Origin of the sequence: Brevundimonas sp. M20, assembly GCF_006547065.1 — a bacterium.
Classification (GTDB): domain Bacteria; phylum Pseudomonadota; class Alphaproteobacteria; order Caulobacterales; family Caulobacteraceae; genus Brevundimonas.
The window spans coordinates 260,120-273,697 of record NZ_CP041243.1 but is presented as its reverse complement, the minus strand read 5'-3'; the positions used below and the strand labels follow the sequence as shown (position 1 = coordinate 273,697).

Here is a 13,578-nt window from a genome sequence, read left to right as displayed (position 1 = left end):
GCGATGACTGACGACCGTTCGCCCCGACTGCTGTGGACCGACGACGGCGCGCCGCGATCCGGCCGCTTCGACGATGTCTATTTCTCGCGCGAGGACGGGCTGGCGGAGACGCGCGCGGTCTTTCTGGCCGGATGTGACCTGCCCGTCGCCTGGCGCGACCGGCGCGGGTTCACCGTGGCCGAGTTGGGGTTTGGGACCGGGCTGAACATCGCCGCCCTTCTGGACCTCTGGCGGCGTGAACGCCCCCCCGGTGGAAAGCTGCATATCTTCTCGGTCGAAGGCTTCCCCCTGTCCCGTGAGCAAGCCGCCCGGGCGCTGGGAAACTGGCCGGAAATCCGCGACGCCGTCGACGCCCTGCTCGCCGCATGGCCCGCCCCCATGCCCGGCCTGCACCGGATGGACCTGCCCGACTTCGACGCGACGCTCGATCTGGCCATCGGCGAAGTGAAGGACGCCATAGGCGACTGGTCGGGGCAGGCGGACGCCTGGTTCCTCGACGGCTTCGCACCCTCCACAAATCCCGGCATGTGGTCAGACGATGTGCTGGATCTGATCACCGCCCGATCCGCGCCCGGCGCGCGGGTGGCCACCTTCACCGTCGCGGGCGCGGTCAGACGGGGTCTCGGCGAACGCGGCTTCACGGTCGACAAGCGACCCGGCCATGGCCGCAAGCGGGAAAGGCTCGAGGCGCGTCTCGGCGGATACGTCATTGAACCGAAGCCTCCCGTGGTCGCCATCGTCGGGGCCGGGATCGCCGGGGCCTCGGTCGCCCGAGCCGTCAGCGCCCTCGGTCTACGCCCCACGATTATCGAAGCCGGCCGCCCCGGCGCCGGGGCGTCAGGCTTTGACGCCTCACTGGTGACACCCCGTCTCGACGCCGGGGACCGCGGAATCGCCGCCCTGTACGCCGCCGCACTCGAGCGGGCCGGCTCTCTCTACAGCGCGACACCGGACGCAGTGCTGGCTCGCGGCGTTCTCCAGCTCGAACAGGCCTCGCGCGATGCGGGCCGACACCTCAAGGTCGCGGCGCAGGATTTGTGGCCCGCTGACGCCATGACCGTGCGGGATGCGGAGGCCTGCGCCAGACAAGCCAGGGAGCCGATCTCGACTGGTGGACTGGAGATGCGCGACGCCATGGTCGTCAGGCCGTCCGCGGTGCTGGACAACTGGCTGGCCGGCGTCGAGCGGCGCACCGCAACGGTCACAGGCTTCGAACGCATCGGGAGCCGCTGGCGTCTGACCGACGCCTCCGGCGCGACCATCCTCGACGCCGACGTCGTGGTGCTGACCGGGGGCTGGGGCAATGCGGCGCTTCGGCCGCAACTGCCTCTGTCCCCTGTCGCTGGACAGGCGGATGTCGCGGACAGCGTCATCTCCGCTCCCCTCGCCTGGGGCGGCTATGCAGCCCCGACAGGGACAGGCCTGCTGTTCGGCGCCACCCACGACCGTGGCGTAACCGATCCTTCACCGTCAGCCGAGGCCTCGGCCCGCAATCTGGCCGCCCTCGCCGCCCGCCTGCCGGAACTGGCGGGGCGGGTTGAGGCCTCCGGCCCCACGCGCGCCCGCACAGCCGTGCGCGCAACAACACCGGATCGCCTGCCGGTCGCCGGGGAACTGGAACCCGGCCTCCATGTCCTTGGCGGACTGGGCTCACGCGGCTTTTGCGTCGCCCCCCTGTTGGCCGAGCACGTCGTGGCGCAGGCGCTCCAGGCGCCGTCGCCGCTGGCGCGCGATCTGGCGGGACGGGTCGCGCCGTCGCGATTCTCCCGCGCGGAGGGCTTGTGAAACCGGGCGGGACGGCAGACGCTATGTCTCGACGGGGGTCAAGGAGGGAGCTTCCCATGCGTACAACTGTTCTGACCTGCGTCGGCGTCACCGTCGCCTTCCTCGCCGCGTGCGCCCCGACCACCGGCACCGAAACCGCCGGAACCCCTACCCGCGCCCGTGAATGCTTCAGTGTTCAGCAGGTGACCAATTTCCGCCAGGGCCGATCGGATCAGGTCTTCCTTCGCGTCGGCCGCAGCGATGTCTATGAGATCAACGCCGCGGGCGGCTGTCGCGATCTGGACTTCGCCAACCGAATGGCCATCCTGCCGGACATCGGCGGTATCGGGGGTTCGCGTCTCTGCACCGAGGACTGGGCCCGGCTCGTTGTGCCCGGTTCGACCTCTCCGACCGAGGTTTGCCGGGTTCGCATCACGCGCAAGCTGACGGCTGAAGAGATCGCGGCCCTGCCCTCCGCCCACGCCCCCTGAGGCCGGCCCGGGCGCGACGGGTCGGCGAAGTTGCATATCGACGGCGCCGTTCCGACATGGGGACATCAAACCTTGACCGGAGCCGCTCATGGACGACCTCGCCGCCTTCCCGATCACCCGGCGTTGGCCCGCCGCGCATCCTGACCGGCTGCAGCTTTATTCGCTGAACACGCCCAACGGCGTGAAGATCTCCATCATGCTGGAGGAGATCGGCCTGCCGTATGAGCCGCATCTGGTCGACATCACGAAGAACGAGACCTGGGGGCCCGAATTCCTTTCGCTGAACCCCAACGGCAAAATCCCGGCGATCATTGATCCTGATGGTCCGGACGGGAAGCCGCTGGCCCTGTTCGAGTCCGGCGCCATCCTCGTCTATCTGGCCGAAAAGACCGGCAAGCTGATCCCGTCGGATGCCGCGGGCCGATATGAAACCCTGCAATGGGTGATGTTCCAGATGGCCGCCATCGGCCCGATGTTCGGGCAGGTCGGCTTCTTCCACAAATTCGCGGGCAAGGCCTACGAGGACAAACGTCCGCTGGAACGCTACGTCGGGGAGGCGACCCGGCTGCTGAAGGTGCTGGACGACCGGCTTGAAGGCCGCGACTGGATCATGGGCGACTACTCCATCGCCGATGTCGCCACGATCGGCTGGGTCCGTAATCTGGTCGGCTTCTACGAGGCCGGCGAACTGGTGAAGTTCGATGATCTGAAAAATGTCCCGGCGTGGCTGGAACGCGGTCTGGCGCGTCCTGCGGTACAGCGGGGACTGAACATCCCGTCGAAAGGCTGACTTCAGAAGGTGGGCAAGAAGAAGGGGCGGTCCGCAGGGACCGCCCCTTTCAATTTCGCGGCAGAACGCGCGAGCCCGCGGCGTCGGGGGGAGGACAGGGAGCCGCGGGCCCGCTCCGGTCGCAGGCTTACGCCGCGTCGACCAGAACCAGTTCGGCGTCGGTCAGGGCCGTCACCGTGATCGTTTCAACTTCGGCGATGGCCACCCCGTCACGGGCTTTCGCCTTGACGCCGTTGACCTCGATCTCGCCGACCGCCGGAACCATATAGCCGCGACGGGTCGCGCCCAGCGGATACTCCGCGGTTTCACCGGCCTTCAGGGTCGCGGCGACCACACGGCCTTCCGTGCGGATCGGCAGGGCGTCGCCGTCGCCTTCGAAGCCGGAGGCGAGGACCACGAACTGACCGGCGCGGTCACCCTTGGGGAAGGGGCGCGAGCCCCACGACGGCTTCTCGCCGCGACGGGTCGGCTCGATCCAGATCTGGAAGATCCGGGTCAGTTCCGGCTCGGCGTTGTACTCGGCGTGACGGATACCCGTGCCGGCGCTCATCACCTGCACGTCGCCCGCTTCGGTGCGGCCCTTGTTGCCGAGGCTGTCCTCGTGGGTGATCGCGCCTTCGCGGACGTAGGTGATGATCTCCATGTCCGAGTGCGGGTGGGGCGGGAAACCCGTGCCGGCGGCGATCTCGTCATCATTCCAGACGCGCAGTCCGCCCCAGCTCATCCGCTTGGGATCATAATAGTTGGCGAAGGAGAAGTGGTGCTTCGCATTGAGCCAGCCGTGGTTTGCGCCACCCAGGCTTTCGAACGGTCGCAGCTCGATCATGGTCTTGTCTCCGCGCCCCCGCCATCGGGGGCCGCTATTGCTTGACGCCAAGATAGTGATCGGCTTCGGATCAGAAATAGAAACCCCTGAAACACATCGTTTCGCGGAGCGTGCATGTCGAAACTGCCGGATCTCGAAGCCCTGGCCATTTTTTCCAAGGTCGCGGAGACCCAGTCCTTCTCGCGGGCGGCGGAGGCTCTGGCCCTGTCCAAGGCGACGGTGTCCAAGGCGGTCACCCGGCTGGAGCTTCGACTCGGCGCCACCCTGCTGCACCGGACCTCGCGCCGGTTCTCACTGACAGACGCCGGACGGACCCTCGCCGCGCGCGCTTCCCACATGTTGTCCGAGGCCGAAGCAGCGGAGGGCGAAATGCTGGATCAGGCGATCCAGCCCCGTGGTCTGGTGCGCCTCGCCGCCCCCATGTCTTTCGGCATGGCCTACGTCGCCCCCGCCCTTCCCGAGTTTCTGGCCACCCATCCCGACGTTTCGGTGGACCTGCATCTGTCGGACGAAGTGACCGATCTGGTCGGCGGCGGCTTCGACTGCGCCCTGCGGATCGCCGCCCTGCCGGACTCCTCCCTCACAGCGCGCAAACTGCGCCCGATCCGACGCCATCTGGTTGCGGCGCCCGACTATCTGGACCAACGCGGATGGCCCGAACATCCGTCCGACCTCGTCCGCCATTCCTGCCTTGGATACGCCTACCTGCCCAACGCCGAGCTCTGGCGGTTCGTGAACGGCAAGGGCGATGAGGTCACGGTCCGTCCGCTGGGACCAATGCGGGCCAACAACGCCGATGCCCTGACGGCGGCCCTTTGCGCGGGGCTGGGCGTCGCGCCACAGCCGGACTTCATCTACTGGCGCGACCTTGCCGCCGGAAAGCTGGTCACCGTCATGACCGACTGGACCCTGCCGCCCATCGACCTGCATCTGGTGGCGCCCGGCGGTGGACCGCGCCCCGCGCGAGTCACCGCCCTGATGACCTATTTGACCGCCCGCTTTTCGGCCCCGCTGTGGCCGGGAGACACGGTCGGCCGTGACTGAGCCGACCGTTCATCACGAATGATACCGGTAACATCTTCCACGGAGCATCAATCCGTGTCTTCATACGCCCACCGCTGGTTTTGACGCCTCCCGGTCACACCAGCCGATCCTGACCCAGTCCTCGCGTCGCGTTCGCCGTGCCTTCCACGACGATGATCCCGTATGAACGCGCGGCCGAACCGTCGCGCCCGAGCCTGAGGCCGACCATGACCAAGACCATCATGCTGATCCACGGCGCATGGCTGAACTCGGCCAGCTGGGCGGGGTTCAAGGCTCGCTATGAGGCCAGGGGCTATACGGTTGTCACCCCCGACTGGCCCCACGATGACCGGACGCCGGCCGAGCTCCGTGACTTCCCTGAAAAGGCTCTTGCCAAGGTCGGCCAGACCGATCTGTTCGACCACTATGAGCGGCTGATCCGCGCCCTGCCCGAGGCGCCGATCCTGATCGGCCATTCGCTGGGCGGCGTCTGCGTTCAGCACCTGCTGGATCGGGGTCTGGGCGTCGCCGGGGTCGCGATCAATCCCGCCCCGACACCGGGCGTACCGCTAGGCGGCCACGCCATCGTCTCGGCCCTGCCGGTCTTCCTGGACCTGTTCAGCTGGAAGAAGGTGAAGACGATGTCGCGCAAATTCTTCGCCGAGCGCTTCGCCCAGACCGCGCCGCGCGACAAGGTAACCGAGCTGTATGACGCCTACATCGTTCCCACGCCGGGCAAGGTCTACTGGGACGGCGTCACCGGCGCTTCGGGCAAGATCAGCTGGAAGAACCCGAACCGGGCGCCCCTGCTCCTGATCGCCGGCGAGATCGACCTGATCGCCGATGCCTCCATGGTCCGCGGCATCTACAAGCAGCAGAGCAAGGCCCCCAGCCGGACCGACTTCAAACAGTTCGACGGCCGCTCGCACTGGACCTGCATGGACGCAGGCTGGGAGACGGTCGCCGACCACGCCCTGGATTGGGCGGTCGAGCATCAGATCGCGCGCTGAACCCGGTCACTTCCGGAAAGCTTGAGTTTCAATCGTTTCCGTTTCCACACCGGCGATCCCGGGCGATGATCCTCTCGTCAAACATACACAACCGGCCCCGCCGGACCTTCAGGAGAGACTGCAATGGCCTTCATCACCGCGAACGACGGCGCCCAGATTTTCTACAAGGACTGGGGCAAGGGCCAGCCGGTCCTGTTCAGCCACGGCTGGCCGCTGAGCGGCGACGCCTGGGACGCCCAGATGCAGTTTCTCGGCTCGAACGGCTATCGCGTCATCGCCCATGACCGCCGCAGCCACGGCCGCTCGGACCAGACCTGGGACGGCAACCACATGGACCAGTACGCCGACGACCTGCACGCCCTGATCGAGACGCTGGACCTGAAGGATCTCGTGTTGGTCGGCCACTCGACCGGGGGCGGCGAGATCACCCACTACGTGGGTCGCCACGGCTCCAGCCGTGTCGCCAGGATCGTGCTGATCGGCGCCGTGCCCCCGCTGATGCTGAAGACCGAGGCCAATCCGGGCGGCCTGCCGATCGAGGTGTTCGACGGCATCCGTCAGGGGACCTATGCGGACCGCAGCCAGTTCTTCAAGGACCTGACCATTCCGTTCTACGGGTACAACCGGCCGGGCGCGAAGATTTCGGAAGGCGTCCGTGAGAGCTTCTGGCTGCAGGGCATGATGGGCGGCATCAAGGGGCAGCTGGACTGCATCCGCGAGTTCTCGGAAGTGGATTACACCCCGGACCTTGAGAAGTTCGACAAGCCGACCCTGATCATCCACGGCGACGACGACCAGATCGTCCCCATCGACGCCGCCGCGCGCAAGTCGCACGAGATCGTCAAGGGCTCGATCCTGAAGGTCTATGAGGGCGGCTCGCACGGCCTCGCCACCGTCGAACAGGATCGCCTGAACGCCGACCTGCTGGAGTTCATCCGCAGCTGATCCCCCCGTCGAAGGGAGTCCGTCATGGCCGACGCGGGAAAGGCAGCTGACAGAACGGTTGTTCTGATCCACGGCCTCTGGGTCACGACGGACTCCTGGGCGGACTTCCGAAAGCCGTGGGAGGACGGCGGCTGGACCGTGCTGACGCCCACCTGGGATGTATTGAAGGGGCGTTCAGCGGCATCGCTGAACGCCTCTGCGCCTGCGGAATTGGGGGGTCTGACGGTCGGCCGGATCGTCGATGAATTGCAGGCTGTGATCGAGGCCTTGCCGTCACCGCCCTTGCTGGTCGGCCATTCCTTCGGCGGCCTGTTCGCACAGATGCTGCTTGATCGAGGCGTCGGCCGGGCCGGGATCGCGATCAATCCGGCCCCGATCGGCGGGATCATTCCCGGCGGGTGGACGCTGACCGCCGCCCTGCCTCCGATCCTGCGCTGGAACGGGTGGAACCGTCCCTATGCGATGAGCCGCTCTCGCTGGGCTGCCCGCTTCGCCAACGCCGCGCCGGTCGGCCTGCAGAACAGTTCCTACGACACCTATGTGATCCCGACGCCGGGGCGAGTCTTCTATCAGGCCGCGTTCTGGGCCGGGACGCGGATTGATCCCCGCAGACGGACCCAGCCCCTGCTGATCACCTCCGGTGACCGGGACCGGCTGGTGACTCCCTATCTGTCGCGCGCGGCGTGGCGCATTCAGTCCCGATCCGCCGCCCGAACGGACTTTCACCGCTTCCCCGGCCGGTCCCACCTGCTGCTGGCCGAACCTGGCCGGGAAGAGGTCGCCGATGTCTGCCTGCGCTGGGCGCAAACACTGGATGAGACGAAGCCCTGAGCCCTGACCGCACCATGGATGGCGAAGAACTCGCCGGGACTCCGGATGATCGGCTGGATGAGGCGCTGGAGGAGAGTTTCCGCGCCAGCGATCCCGTGGAGGGCTATCGTCCCGAATTCGATCCTTGGGCGTCGCCCGCCTGTGGCGTCTCGCTGACGCAGAGCGCACCGGCCTCACGTGAAATGCCGGGGCCTTCCGGCGACCACCGCAGGCCGCTGAGCTGTCCGGCCTGGAAGCAGGCCTTGCCGGACCGCTGGCTGAAACCGGTCATGGCCCGGACCAGAGGCTCCTTCCCCGGTCGCTGTTCGACGATCAGAGCCAGCCGGTAAGGACGGATCCACGGCGACCCCATTTCCACCCGCGCGACGAAATCCATCGGCGTGATCGGACCGGCGAGCGTCACCGCCTCCCTGTAGCGCCCGAGAAACAGCGAGGTGCAGTTCGGTCGATCACACAGGGGCTGGGGGTCGGTCTCGGACACCGTGGTGGCGACCACCAGACTGAGTTGATCCGGCGCGGGTTCCGGCAAGGCGGCCGGCGGAGAATAGGCCGGAACGCTGATGGTCTGGAGGACCAGAAACGCCAGAAACCCTTTCATTGACGCCTCCCGCATCGTTGCCCGGCGCAGCCTCTCACAGGACCCGTCTTGGGGCCAGAGCGAACAGCGTTGGGCGCGCGGAAGGCCGACGCACACCGTCCGCCGCGCTTCGGAGGCCGTCTGGCGCCGGGACACTCACACCCAGCGCAGCCCCGGCAACCGCGCCACCCCGGCAGCGGGCCCGAACTGCGGCTTTGGCGCCACACTCTTCCGGTCAGCCACACAAGCCTCGAGGGCCGATGCAACCGCTCGCGGGCTTCGTCTTTTAACCTCCGCTCGTGGGACCTCCTTCCTGCGAGAAGGAGAAAACATGAAAAAGCAATTGATGGCGGGAGCCGCCCTCCTCGCACTGTTCGGCGCCACCCCGGCGCTCGCCGATCCGGACGGCGTCTACGTCGCGGGCGACATCGGCTACCACTGGCCGCAAAGCAACGACTGGGAAGCCTGTAGCGGCGTCGTCTGCGCCCCGGTCGAGGTCAAGGCCGGTGACAACTGGGCCGGTTTTGGTCGTCTGGGCTATCGCCTGAACGCCAACTGGCGGATTGAAGCCGAGGCCGGTTATCGCGAGAGCGACGAGCTCGAGTTCGACGGGCTGACCGTGTCGGACGTCGACGCCAGCGCCACCTCCCTGATGGCGAATGTGCTGTATGACTTCGGCAACCGTGATGCCGCGTTCCGTCCGTTCGTCGGCGCTGGCGTGGGCGCCGCCAAGGTCGAGATCGAGGATGTCGATGACACCGCCTTCGGCTGGCAACTGCTGGCCGGCGCTGCTTGGCGGATGACCGAACGCGCCAGCCTCGATCTGACGTATCGCTACCTGAACGTCGCCGATCTGGAGATGTCGGATGGCGTCGACAGCTTCTCGGGCGATTTCGAGGACCACTCGGTGACCCTCGGCCTGCGCTATTCGTTCGGCGCCGTCGCGGCTCCGCCGCCGCCGGTCGTGGCCCCGCCGCCTCCGCCTCCGCCGCCCGCTCCCCCCGCCCCGCCGCCGCCGCCGCGCCCGGCGCCGACCGTGCCGCAGGATCGGGAGTTCGTGGTGTACTTCGACTGGGATCGCTCGGACCTGACGGCCGAAGCCCAGTCGGTGGTCACGCAGGCCGCCAACTACGCCAAGTCGGGTCGTCCGACGCGCATCCTGATCGTCGGCCACGCCGACACCTCGGGTTCGGCGGCGTACAACATCGGCCTGTCGAACCGTCGTTCGCGCACCGTGGCTGACGCCCTGGTCGCCCAAGGCGTCAACGGCGGCGTGATCTCGCTGGACGGCAAGGGTGAAACCGACCTGGCCCGCGCCACCGCCGACGGCGTGCGTGAGCCGCTCAACCGTCGCGCCACCGTCGGCATCAGCTTCCGCTAAATCCGGAAACTGATCAGGGCTTCCGGTCTGCCCGAGGGGAAGCCCGGTTGATGCGACCAGAAGGCCGCCGGTTCTCTCAGGACCGGCGGTTTTCTTTTGATCAGGTCTAAGCGGAACAACCGCCTTGCGACCATCGGACATCCGAAGCGCATTGCTGCGCCCGGGGCATCGCGGCGGCTCCCACGGCGGGGGCCGCCTCTTTCTCATGAAATCACACCATGCAACCGCCATCAGACTTGACGGTTAAGGGGCATGGCCATGTCACATCACGACCGCGCAAAATGGGAGAAGCGTGGCTTCGTCCTGCTGGCAGCCCTCGCCTTGGCCGTGGTGATTCTCGTGGGCATTGCGTTTCTGAAGCCCGGCCGGACAATTGCCGACGACCAGGCCTCCGCCGAGGCTGTGGCGCACATGGACCAGGCCCAGGCCCAGGATCGGGCTGCGCGTCGGGAAGCCGAAAAGGCGCAACGGTCGGAGTTTAACTAGGCTGGCTCTTCCATGGAGAAGAGGCCGACTGACATGCATCCGCTCGGCCATCCATCCCGATCACACGGGCGCCGATCGGCAAAGTCGATTCGCCCGAAACCACAGCTGTGAAAGGGAAGGAATGGTGGACGCGACAGGGATTGAACCTGTGACCCCTACGATGTCAACGTAGTGCTCTCCCGCTGAGCTACGCGTCCGCCTTGACGGCCCGAAAGACTAGCCCCCGGGCGGGAAGGCGCGGTCTATAACCCGATGGGCTGACAGACCGCAAGGGCAAAAGCCGCTGAATTTACGCGGCGACCATCCGTTCGACCTCACCCACCAGATCGCGCAGGTGGACCGGCTTGGACAAGACCTTCGCCTGCGGACTGGCCTGGGCGGCCGACAGGGCCACGGCGGCGAAGCCGGTGATGAACATGATGCGGATGCCCGGCTGGCGGGCGGCGGCGACACGGGCGACCTCGATACCATCTGCGCCTGGCATCACGATGTCCGTCAGCAGAAGGTCCCACGGCCCTTGGTCAAGGGCGTCGATGGCGTCATCGCCGTTCTCGCAGTCGACGACCGAGTGGCCGGCGCGCTCGAGCGCACGGGTCAGGAAGCCGCGAAGCGAGGTGTCGTCTTCAGCCAGAAGGATGCGCGCCATAGGTCTTTCGTCGTCCGCCCCGGATCGTCTTGGAAAGGAACGCTACGCCCCGACTGGTAAATCCGCCATGAAAAACGCCGTAGGGATCATCCCCGGGCCTGTGGATGGCGGGACGAAACAGGCTATGCGGGACAAATGACCGGCGCCGGGACAGATGCAGTGAGGGACGCTGGCGAGGCCATAACGGTCGTGCGCCCGTTCGCGCCCGGCCGGCTGGTGTTCGCCTCCCCCCATTCCGGCGGCCTGTATCCCGACGACATGGGGGTGGAGCCGACGCTGACGGAGGCGAGCCTGCGCAGCGCCGAGGATGCGCTGGTTGATCGTCTGATCGCCTCCGGCCCCGCTCACGGGGCGACCTTGCTGCTGGCCCGGCACGGCCGCGCCTATGTCGACCTGAACCGCGACCCGACGGATCTGGACCCGCAGTTGATCGAGGGTCTCGATCAACCAGCCTCGCCGCGTTCGGCGGCGGGCTACGGCGTCATTCCCCGCCTCACCGGCGATGGACGCCCGCTGTATTCGAGACGACTGACACAGGCGGAGGCTCACGCGCGCCTGGCCCGGGTTCATGCGCCCTGGACCGCCGCCCTGGAGGCCGAGATGCACGCGGCGAGGGATCGGCATGGCTCCGCCGTCCTGATCGACTGGCACTCCATGCCCGAACGGGCGACGCGCGCGCCCGGCGGCCCCCGCGGTCCGGATGTGGTGCTGGGCGACCGGCACGGCTCCTCCTGCACCGCGGAACTGACGCGCACCCTGCGGGCTGCCTTCGAGGCGCTGGGCTGGCGGGTGGCGCTGAACCACCCCTATGCGGGCGGCTGGACGACGCAGAACTGGGGCCGCCCGGACGAAGGTTTCCACGCCATCCAGATCGAGCTGAATCGCGCCCTGTATTTCGATGAGGCCGAGCGGCGCCCGGGATACGGCTGGTCACGAACGGAAAAGGGCGTGGCGCGCGTCATCGCCGCCCTCGCCTCGGCGGACCTCGGGACATAAAAAAAAGCCGCGCCCGAAGGCGCGGCATATAAAGTCTATAGGGAGGAAACGCCCAGGAAGGGCATGACGCCTCGCGGCGTCGAAAATGAAGTTAGTGTGCAGTGCACAAACGGTCAAGCGGGTATTTCGCGCCTGCGTTCACGGCATGTAACGGCATCCTTCTGCCATTTTTCAGCCTCGTAACCGCTTTCAGCGGAAAAAATCACCGTGAGCACAACGCGCTTGCGAATAAGCATGGCCATGTCGCCGGATTTCAGGGCTCCAACAGTCGCCGGGCGCTGCGGATCGCCCGCGCCGCGGGTGACCCGGATTGCCGCCAGACGAGCAGGCAGAATGACGCGGCCACCCCGGCGGCAAGCCACAACGGCCCGAAAAGCCAGGCCGCCGCGGCCAGGGCGAAGTAGTAACCCCGCACCCCCTGACTGAAGGCGCCCAGCGCCGGGTTCAACAGATTGGTCGCCGCCTCGCCCAGCGCCACCCGATCCGCCTCGGTATGGATTTCCGGCGCGGCTCCGATCAGGGCCAGGGTGTAGTTCATCTGACGCAGCGACCAGATGAAATCCAGCAGGCCGCGCACCAGACAGATCAGGATCAGGGCCAGCTTGGCCTCCAGCACGCGGGTCGGCACGGCTTCCGCGCCCACCGAAGCGAAGCCTTCCAGGGCCGCCTGCCCGCCGAACAGGATACCGCCGACGGCCGCGATCAGCAGCAGGTTGGTGGAGGCGAAAAAAATGGCCGAATTGATCGAGTGACCCATCAACTGGCTGTCGACCAGCCGGATCTCCCGATGGGTCATCGCCGTCATCCAGACACGGCGGACGATGGTCATGTCGTCGTTCAGGGTGCCGGAGCGACGGGCGAGCAGCTTGAGCAATGGCTCGTAGCCCAGCCAGCAGACAAAGAAGAGGCCCAGCGCCACATAGTCCAGGGTCGTCATTCTTGCTCCTTGCGCCGACACGCCATGGTCGCCCGCATCGCCCCCCGGCTCAAGCCGGGACCGTGCGAACCGCCGTCCTTAACGACGCCGCCGCCTTGCTTCGGACGCCGTGCGGGCCTATCACGCCGGGCCTTCCCGTTCGCATATGCAATATAGACGAGCCCGTCATGAACCTCGACGCCATCCCCGTCGGCCCGAACCCGCCCTGGGACATCAACGTCGTCATCGAGATCCCGCAGGGCGGCCTGCCGGTGAAGTACGAAATGGACAAGGAGTCGGGCGCGCTGTTCGTCGACCGCTTCCTGCACACCGCCATGTACTATCCGGGCAACTATGGCTTCATCCCGCACACCCTGTCGGACGACGGCGATCCCTGCGATGTGATCGTGCTGAACCCGACCCCGGTCGTTCCGGGCTGCGTCATCCGCTGCCGCCCGATCGGCGTGCTGAAGATGGTCGATGAAGCCGGTGGCGACGAAAAGATTCTGGCCGTGCCGGTCGACAAGCTGAACCCGTACTACACGGACATCGCCAGCTACCGTCAGCTGCCCGCCATTCTGGTCGAGCAGATCGAGCACTTCTTCACCCGCTACAAGGATCTGGAGAAGGGCAAGTCGGTCACGGTCAAGGGCTGGGGCGACGCCGGCGAAGCCGCCGAACTGATCGCCGCCGGCATCAAGGCCGCCGACGAGAAGAAAAAGGCCAAGGCCGCCAACGCGGCCTGATCCTTCCGATCAGATATTGCGAAGGCCCCGGTGGAGACGCCGGGGCCTTTTCCGTTTCAGGGCCTCGGCGCCGGACGTTCCACCGTTCGGATCCTCGACTGCAGACGCTTTCCGGGGCCGCCGGGCTCAAGACAGCCTCCGTTCAATCAG

General features: G+C 66.9%; 16 protein-coding genes and 1 tRNA gene. 11 read left to right on the top strand and 6 right to left on the bottom strand.

The window, feature by feature from the left end; genetic code table 11:
- Nucleotides 1–3 precede the first annotated feature (3 nt).
- From mnmD to FKQ52_RS01430, 3 genes are all read left to right on the top strand, one after another.
- Nucleotides 4–1,785, top strand: a complete 1,782-nt coding sequence (gene mnmD / locus FKQ52_RS01440; RefSeq protein ID WP_141625529.1) for a tRNA (5-methylaminomethyl-2-thiouridine)(34)-methyltransferase MnmD — start codon at nt 4–6, stop codon at nt 1,783–1,785.
- Nucleotides 1,786–1,841: 56 nt separating this feature from the next.
- Nucleotides 1,842–2,255, top strand: a complete 414-nt coding sequence (locus tag FKQ52_RS01435; protein WP_141625528.1) for a DUF6491 family protein — start codon at nt 1,842–1,844, stop codon at nt 2,253–2,255.
- Nucleotides 2,256–2,343: 88 nt separating this feature from the next.
- Nucleotides 2,344–3,045 carry a glutathione S-transferase N-terminal domain-containing protein gene (locus tag FKQ52_RS01430; protein ID WP_141625527.1) on the top strand — a complete coding sequence of 234 codons (702 nt, stop codon included), beginning with the start codon at nt 2,344–2,346 and terminating at the stop codon, nt 3,043–3,045.
- 127 nt (nt 3,046–3,172) lie between these two features.
- Here the strand turns inward: FKQ52_RS01430 and FKQ52_RS01425 are convergent, their stop codons facing one another.
- Nucleotides 3,173–3,871, bottom strand: a complete 699-nt coding sequence (locus FKQ52_RS01425) for a pirin family protein (RefSeq protein WP_141625526.1) — start codon at nt 3,869–3,871, stop codon at nt 3,173–3,175.
- A gap of 114 nt (nt 3,872–3,985) precedes the next feature.
- Between FKQ52_RS01425 and FKQ52_RS01420 the strand changes: the two genes are divergently transcribed.
- The 4 genes from FKQ52_RS01420 to FKQ52_RS01405 all read left to right on the top strand — a co-directional run bounded on the left by FKQ52_RS01420 (nt 3,986) and on the right by FKQ52_RS01405 (nt 7,680).
- Complete coding sequence (locus FKQ52_RS01420) at nt 3,986–4,915, top strand: LysR family transcriptional regulator (RefSeq protein ID WP_141625525.1); 930 nt, start codon at nt 3,986–3,988, stop codon at nt 4,913–4,915.
- 206 nt (nt 4,916–5,121) lie between these two features.
- A complete protein-coding gene (locus tag FKQ52_RS01415) occupies nt 5,122–5,904 on the top strand; it encodes an alpha/beta hydrolase (protein WP_141625524.1) in 783 nt (260 codons plus the stop codon).
- A 123-nt stretch (nt 5,905–6,027) separates the two neighbouring features.
- On the top strand, nt 6,028–6,849 hold the full coding sequence (locus tag FKQ52_RS01410; protein WP_141625523.1) for an alpha/beta fold hydrolase: 822 nt from the start codon (nt 6,028–6,030) through the stop codon (nt 6,847–6,849).
- A gap of 24 nt (nt 6,850–6,873) precedes the next feature.
- Nucleotides 6,874–7,680: an alpha/beta hydrolase gene (locus FKQ52_RS01405; RefSeq protein ID WP_141625522.1), complete on the top strand. Its 807-nt coding sequence runs from the start codon at nt 6,874–6,876 to the stop codon at nt 7,678–7,680.
- Nucleotides 7,681–7,783: 103 nt separating this feature from the next.
- On the opposite strand, the gene FKQ52_RS01400 is transcribed toward FKQ52_RS01405, so the two are convergent.
- Nucleotides 7,784–8,278 (bottom strand): hypothetical protein, encoded by a 495-nt coding sequence (locus FKQ52_RS01400; protein WP_141625521.1) that lies wholly within the window; start codon nt 8,276–8,278, stop codon nt 7,784–7,786.
- A 310-nt stretch (nt 8,279–8,588) separates the two neighbouring features.
- Here FKQ52_RS01400 and FKQ52_RS01395 point away from each other — a divergent pair, with 310 nt between their 5' ends.
- Both FKQ52_RS01395 and FKQ52_RS01390 read left to right on the top strand, forming a co-directional pair.
- Entirely contained in the window at nt 8,589–9,638 is a 1,050-nt protein-coding gene (locus FKQ52_RS01395) for an OmpA family protein (protein ID WP_141625520.1), read from the top strand.
- 258 nt (nt 9,639–9,896) lie between these two features.
- Nucleotides 9,897–10,124 carry a hypothetical protein gene (locus FKQ52_RS01390; RefSeq protein WP_141625519.1) on the top strand — a complete coding sequence of 76 codons (228 nt, stop codon included), beginning with the start codon at nt 9,897–9,899 and terminating at the stop codon, nt 10,122–10,124.
- A gap of 122 nt (nt 10,125–10,246) precedes the next feature.
- Here FKQ52_RS01390 and FKQ52_RS01385 read toward each other — a convergent pair.
- Nucleotides 10,247–10,321 (bottom strand) — tRNA-Val (locus FKQ52_RS01385).
- 92 nt (nt 10,322–10,413) lie between these two features.
- On the bottom strand, nt 10,414–10,770 hold the full coding sequence (gene cpdR / locus FKQ52_RS01380; protein WP_141625518.1) for a cell cycle two-component system response regulator CpdR: 357 nt from the start codon (nt 10,768–10,770) through the stop codon (nt 10,414–10,416).
- Between the two features lie 159 nt (nt 10,771–10,929).
- Between cpdR and FKQ52_RS01375 the strand changes: the two genes are divergently transcribed.
- A complete protein-coding gene (locus tag FKQ52_RS01375; protein WP_240811704.1) occupies nt 10,930–11,766 on the top strand; it encodes an N-formylglutamate amidohydrolase in 837 nt (278 codons plus the stop codon).
- A 113-nt stretch (nt 11,767–11,879) separates the two neighbouring features.
- On the opposite strand, the gene FKQ52_RS16720 is transcribed toward FKQ52_RS01375, so the two are convergent.
- Both FKQ52_RS16720 and FKQ52_RS01370 read right to left on the bottom strand, forming a co-directional pair.
- Complete coding sequence (locus FKQ52_RS16720) at nt 11,880–12,008, bottom strand: hypothetical protein (RefSeq protein ID WP_255431430.1); 129 nt, start codon at nt 12,006–12,008, stop codon at nt 11,880–11,882.
- Between the two features lie 11 nt (nt 12,009–12,019).
- Nucleotides 12,020–12,703, bottom strand: coding sequence for a DUF599 domain-containing protein (locus FKQ52_RS01370; RefSeq protein ID WP_141625516.1), 684 nt, complete (start codon nt 12,701–12,703; stop codon nt 12,020–12,022).
- A 167-nt stretch (nt 12,704–12,870) separates the two neighbouring features.
- Between FKQ52_RS01370 and ppa the strand changes: the two genes are divergently transcribed.
- Nucleotides 12,871–13,428 (top strand): inorganic diphosphatase, encoded by a 558-nt coding sequence (gene ppa / locus FKQ52_RS01365; RefSeq protein WP_141625515.1) that lies wholly within the window; start codon nt 12,871–12,873, stop codon nt 13,426–13,428.
- Nucleotides 13,429–13,578: the final 150 nt, after the last annotated feature.

Bases quoted from the DNA above. Each gene is read 5' to 3' on its own strand.
- mnmD (WP_141625529.1), top strand. From the start codon at position 4: ATGACTGACGACCGTTCGCCCCGACTGCTGTGGACCGACGACGGCGCG.
- FKQ52_RS01435 (WP_141625528.1), top strand. From the start codon at position 1,842: ATGCGTACAACTGTTCTGACCTGCGTCGGCGTCACCGTCGCCTTCCTC.
- FKQ52_RS01430 (WP_141625527.1), top strand. From the start codon at position 2,344: ATGGACGACCTCGCCGCCTTCCCGATCACCCGGCGTTGGCCCGCCGCG.
- FKQ52_RS01425 (WP_141625526.1), bottom strand. From the start codon at position 3,871: ATGATCGAGCTGCGACCGTTCGAAAGCCTGGGTGGCGCAAACCACGGC.
- FKQ52_RS01420 (WP_141625525.1), top strand. From the start codon at position 3,986: ATGTCGAAACTGCCGGATCTCGAAGCCCTGGCCATTTTTTCCAAGGTC.
- FKQ52_RS01415 (WP_141625524.1), top strand. From the start codon at position 5,122: ATGACCAAGACCATCATGCTGATCCACGGCGCATGGCTGAACTCGGCC.
- FKQ52_RS01410 (WP_141625523.1), top strand. From the start codon at position 6,028: ATGGCCTTCATCACCGCGAACGACGGCGCCCAGATTTTCTACAAGGAC.
- FKQ52_RS01405 (WP_141625522.1), top strand. From the start codon at position 6,874: ATGGCCGACGCGGGAAAGGCAGCTGACAGAACGGTTGTTCTGATCCAC.
- FKQ52_RS01400 (WP_141625521.1), bottom strand. From the start codon at position 8,278: ATGAAAGGGTTTCTGGCGTTTCTGGTCCTCCAGACCATCAGCGTTCCG.
- FKQ52_RS01395 (WP_141625520.1), top strand. From the start codon at position 8,589: ATGAAAAAGCAATTGATGGCGGGAGCCGCCCTCCTCGCACTGTTCGGC.
- FKQ52_RS01390 (WP_141625519.1), top strand. From the start codon at position 9,897: ATGTCACATCACGACCGCGCAAAATGGGAGAAGCGTGGCTTCGTCCTG.
- cpdR (WP_141625518.1), bottom strand. From the start codon at position 10,770: ATGGCGCGCATCCTTCTGGCTGAAGACGACACCTCGCTTCGCGGCTTC.
- FKQ52_RS16720 (WP_255431430.1), bottom strand. From the start codon at position 12,008: ATGGCCATGCTTATTCGCAAGCGCGTTGTGCTCACGGTGATTTTTTCC.
- FKQ52_RS01370 (WP_141625516.1), bottom strand. From the start codon at position 12,703: ATGACGACCCTGGACTATGTGGCGCTGGGCCTCTTCTTTGTCTGCTGG.
- ppa (WP_141625515.1), top strand. From the start codon at position 12,871: ATGAACCTCGACGCCATCCCCGTCGGCCCGAACCCGCCCTGGGACATC.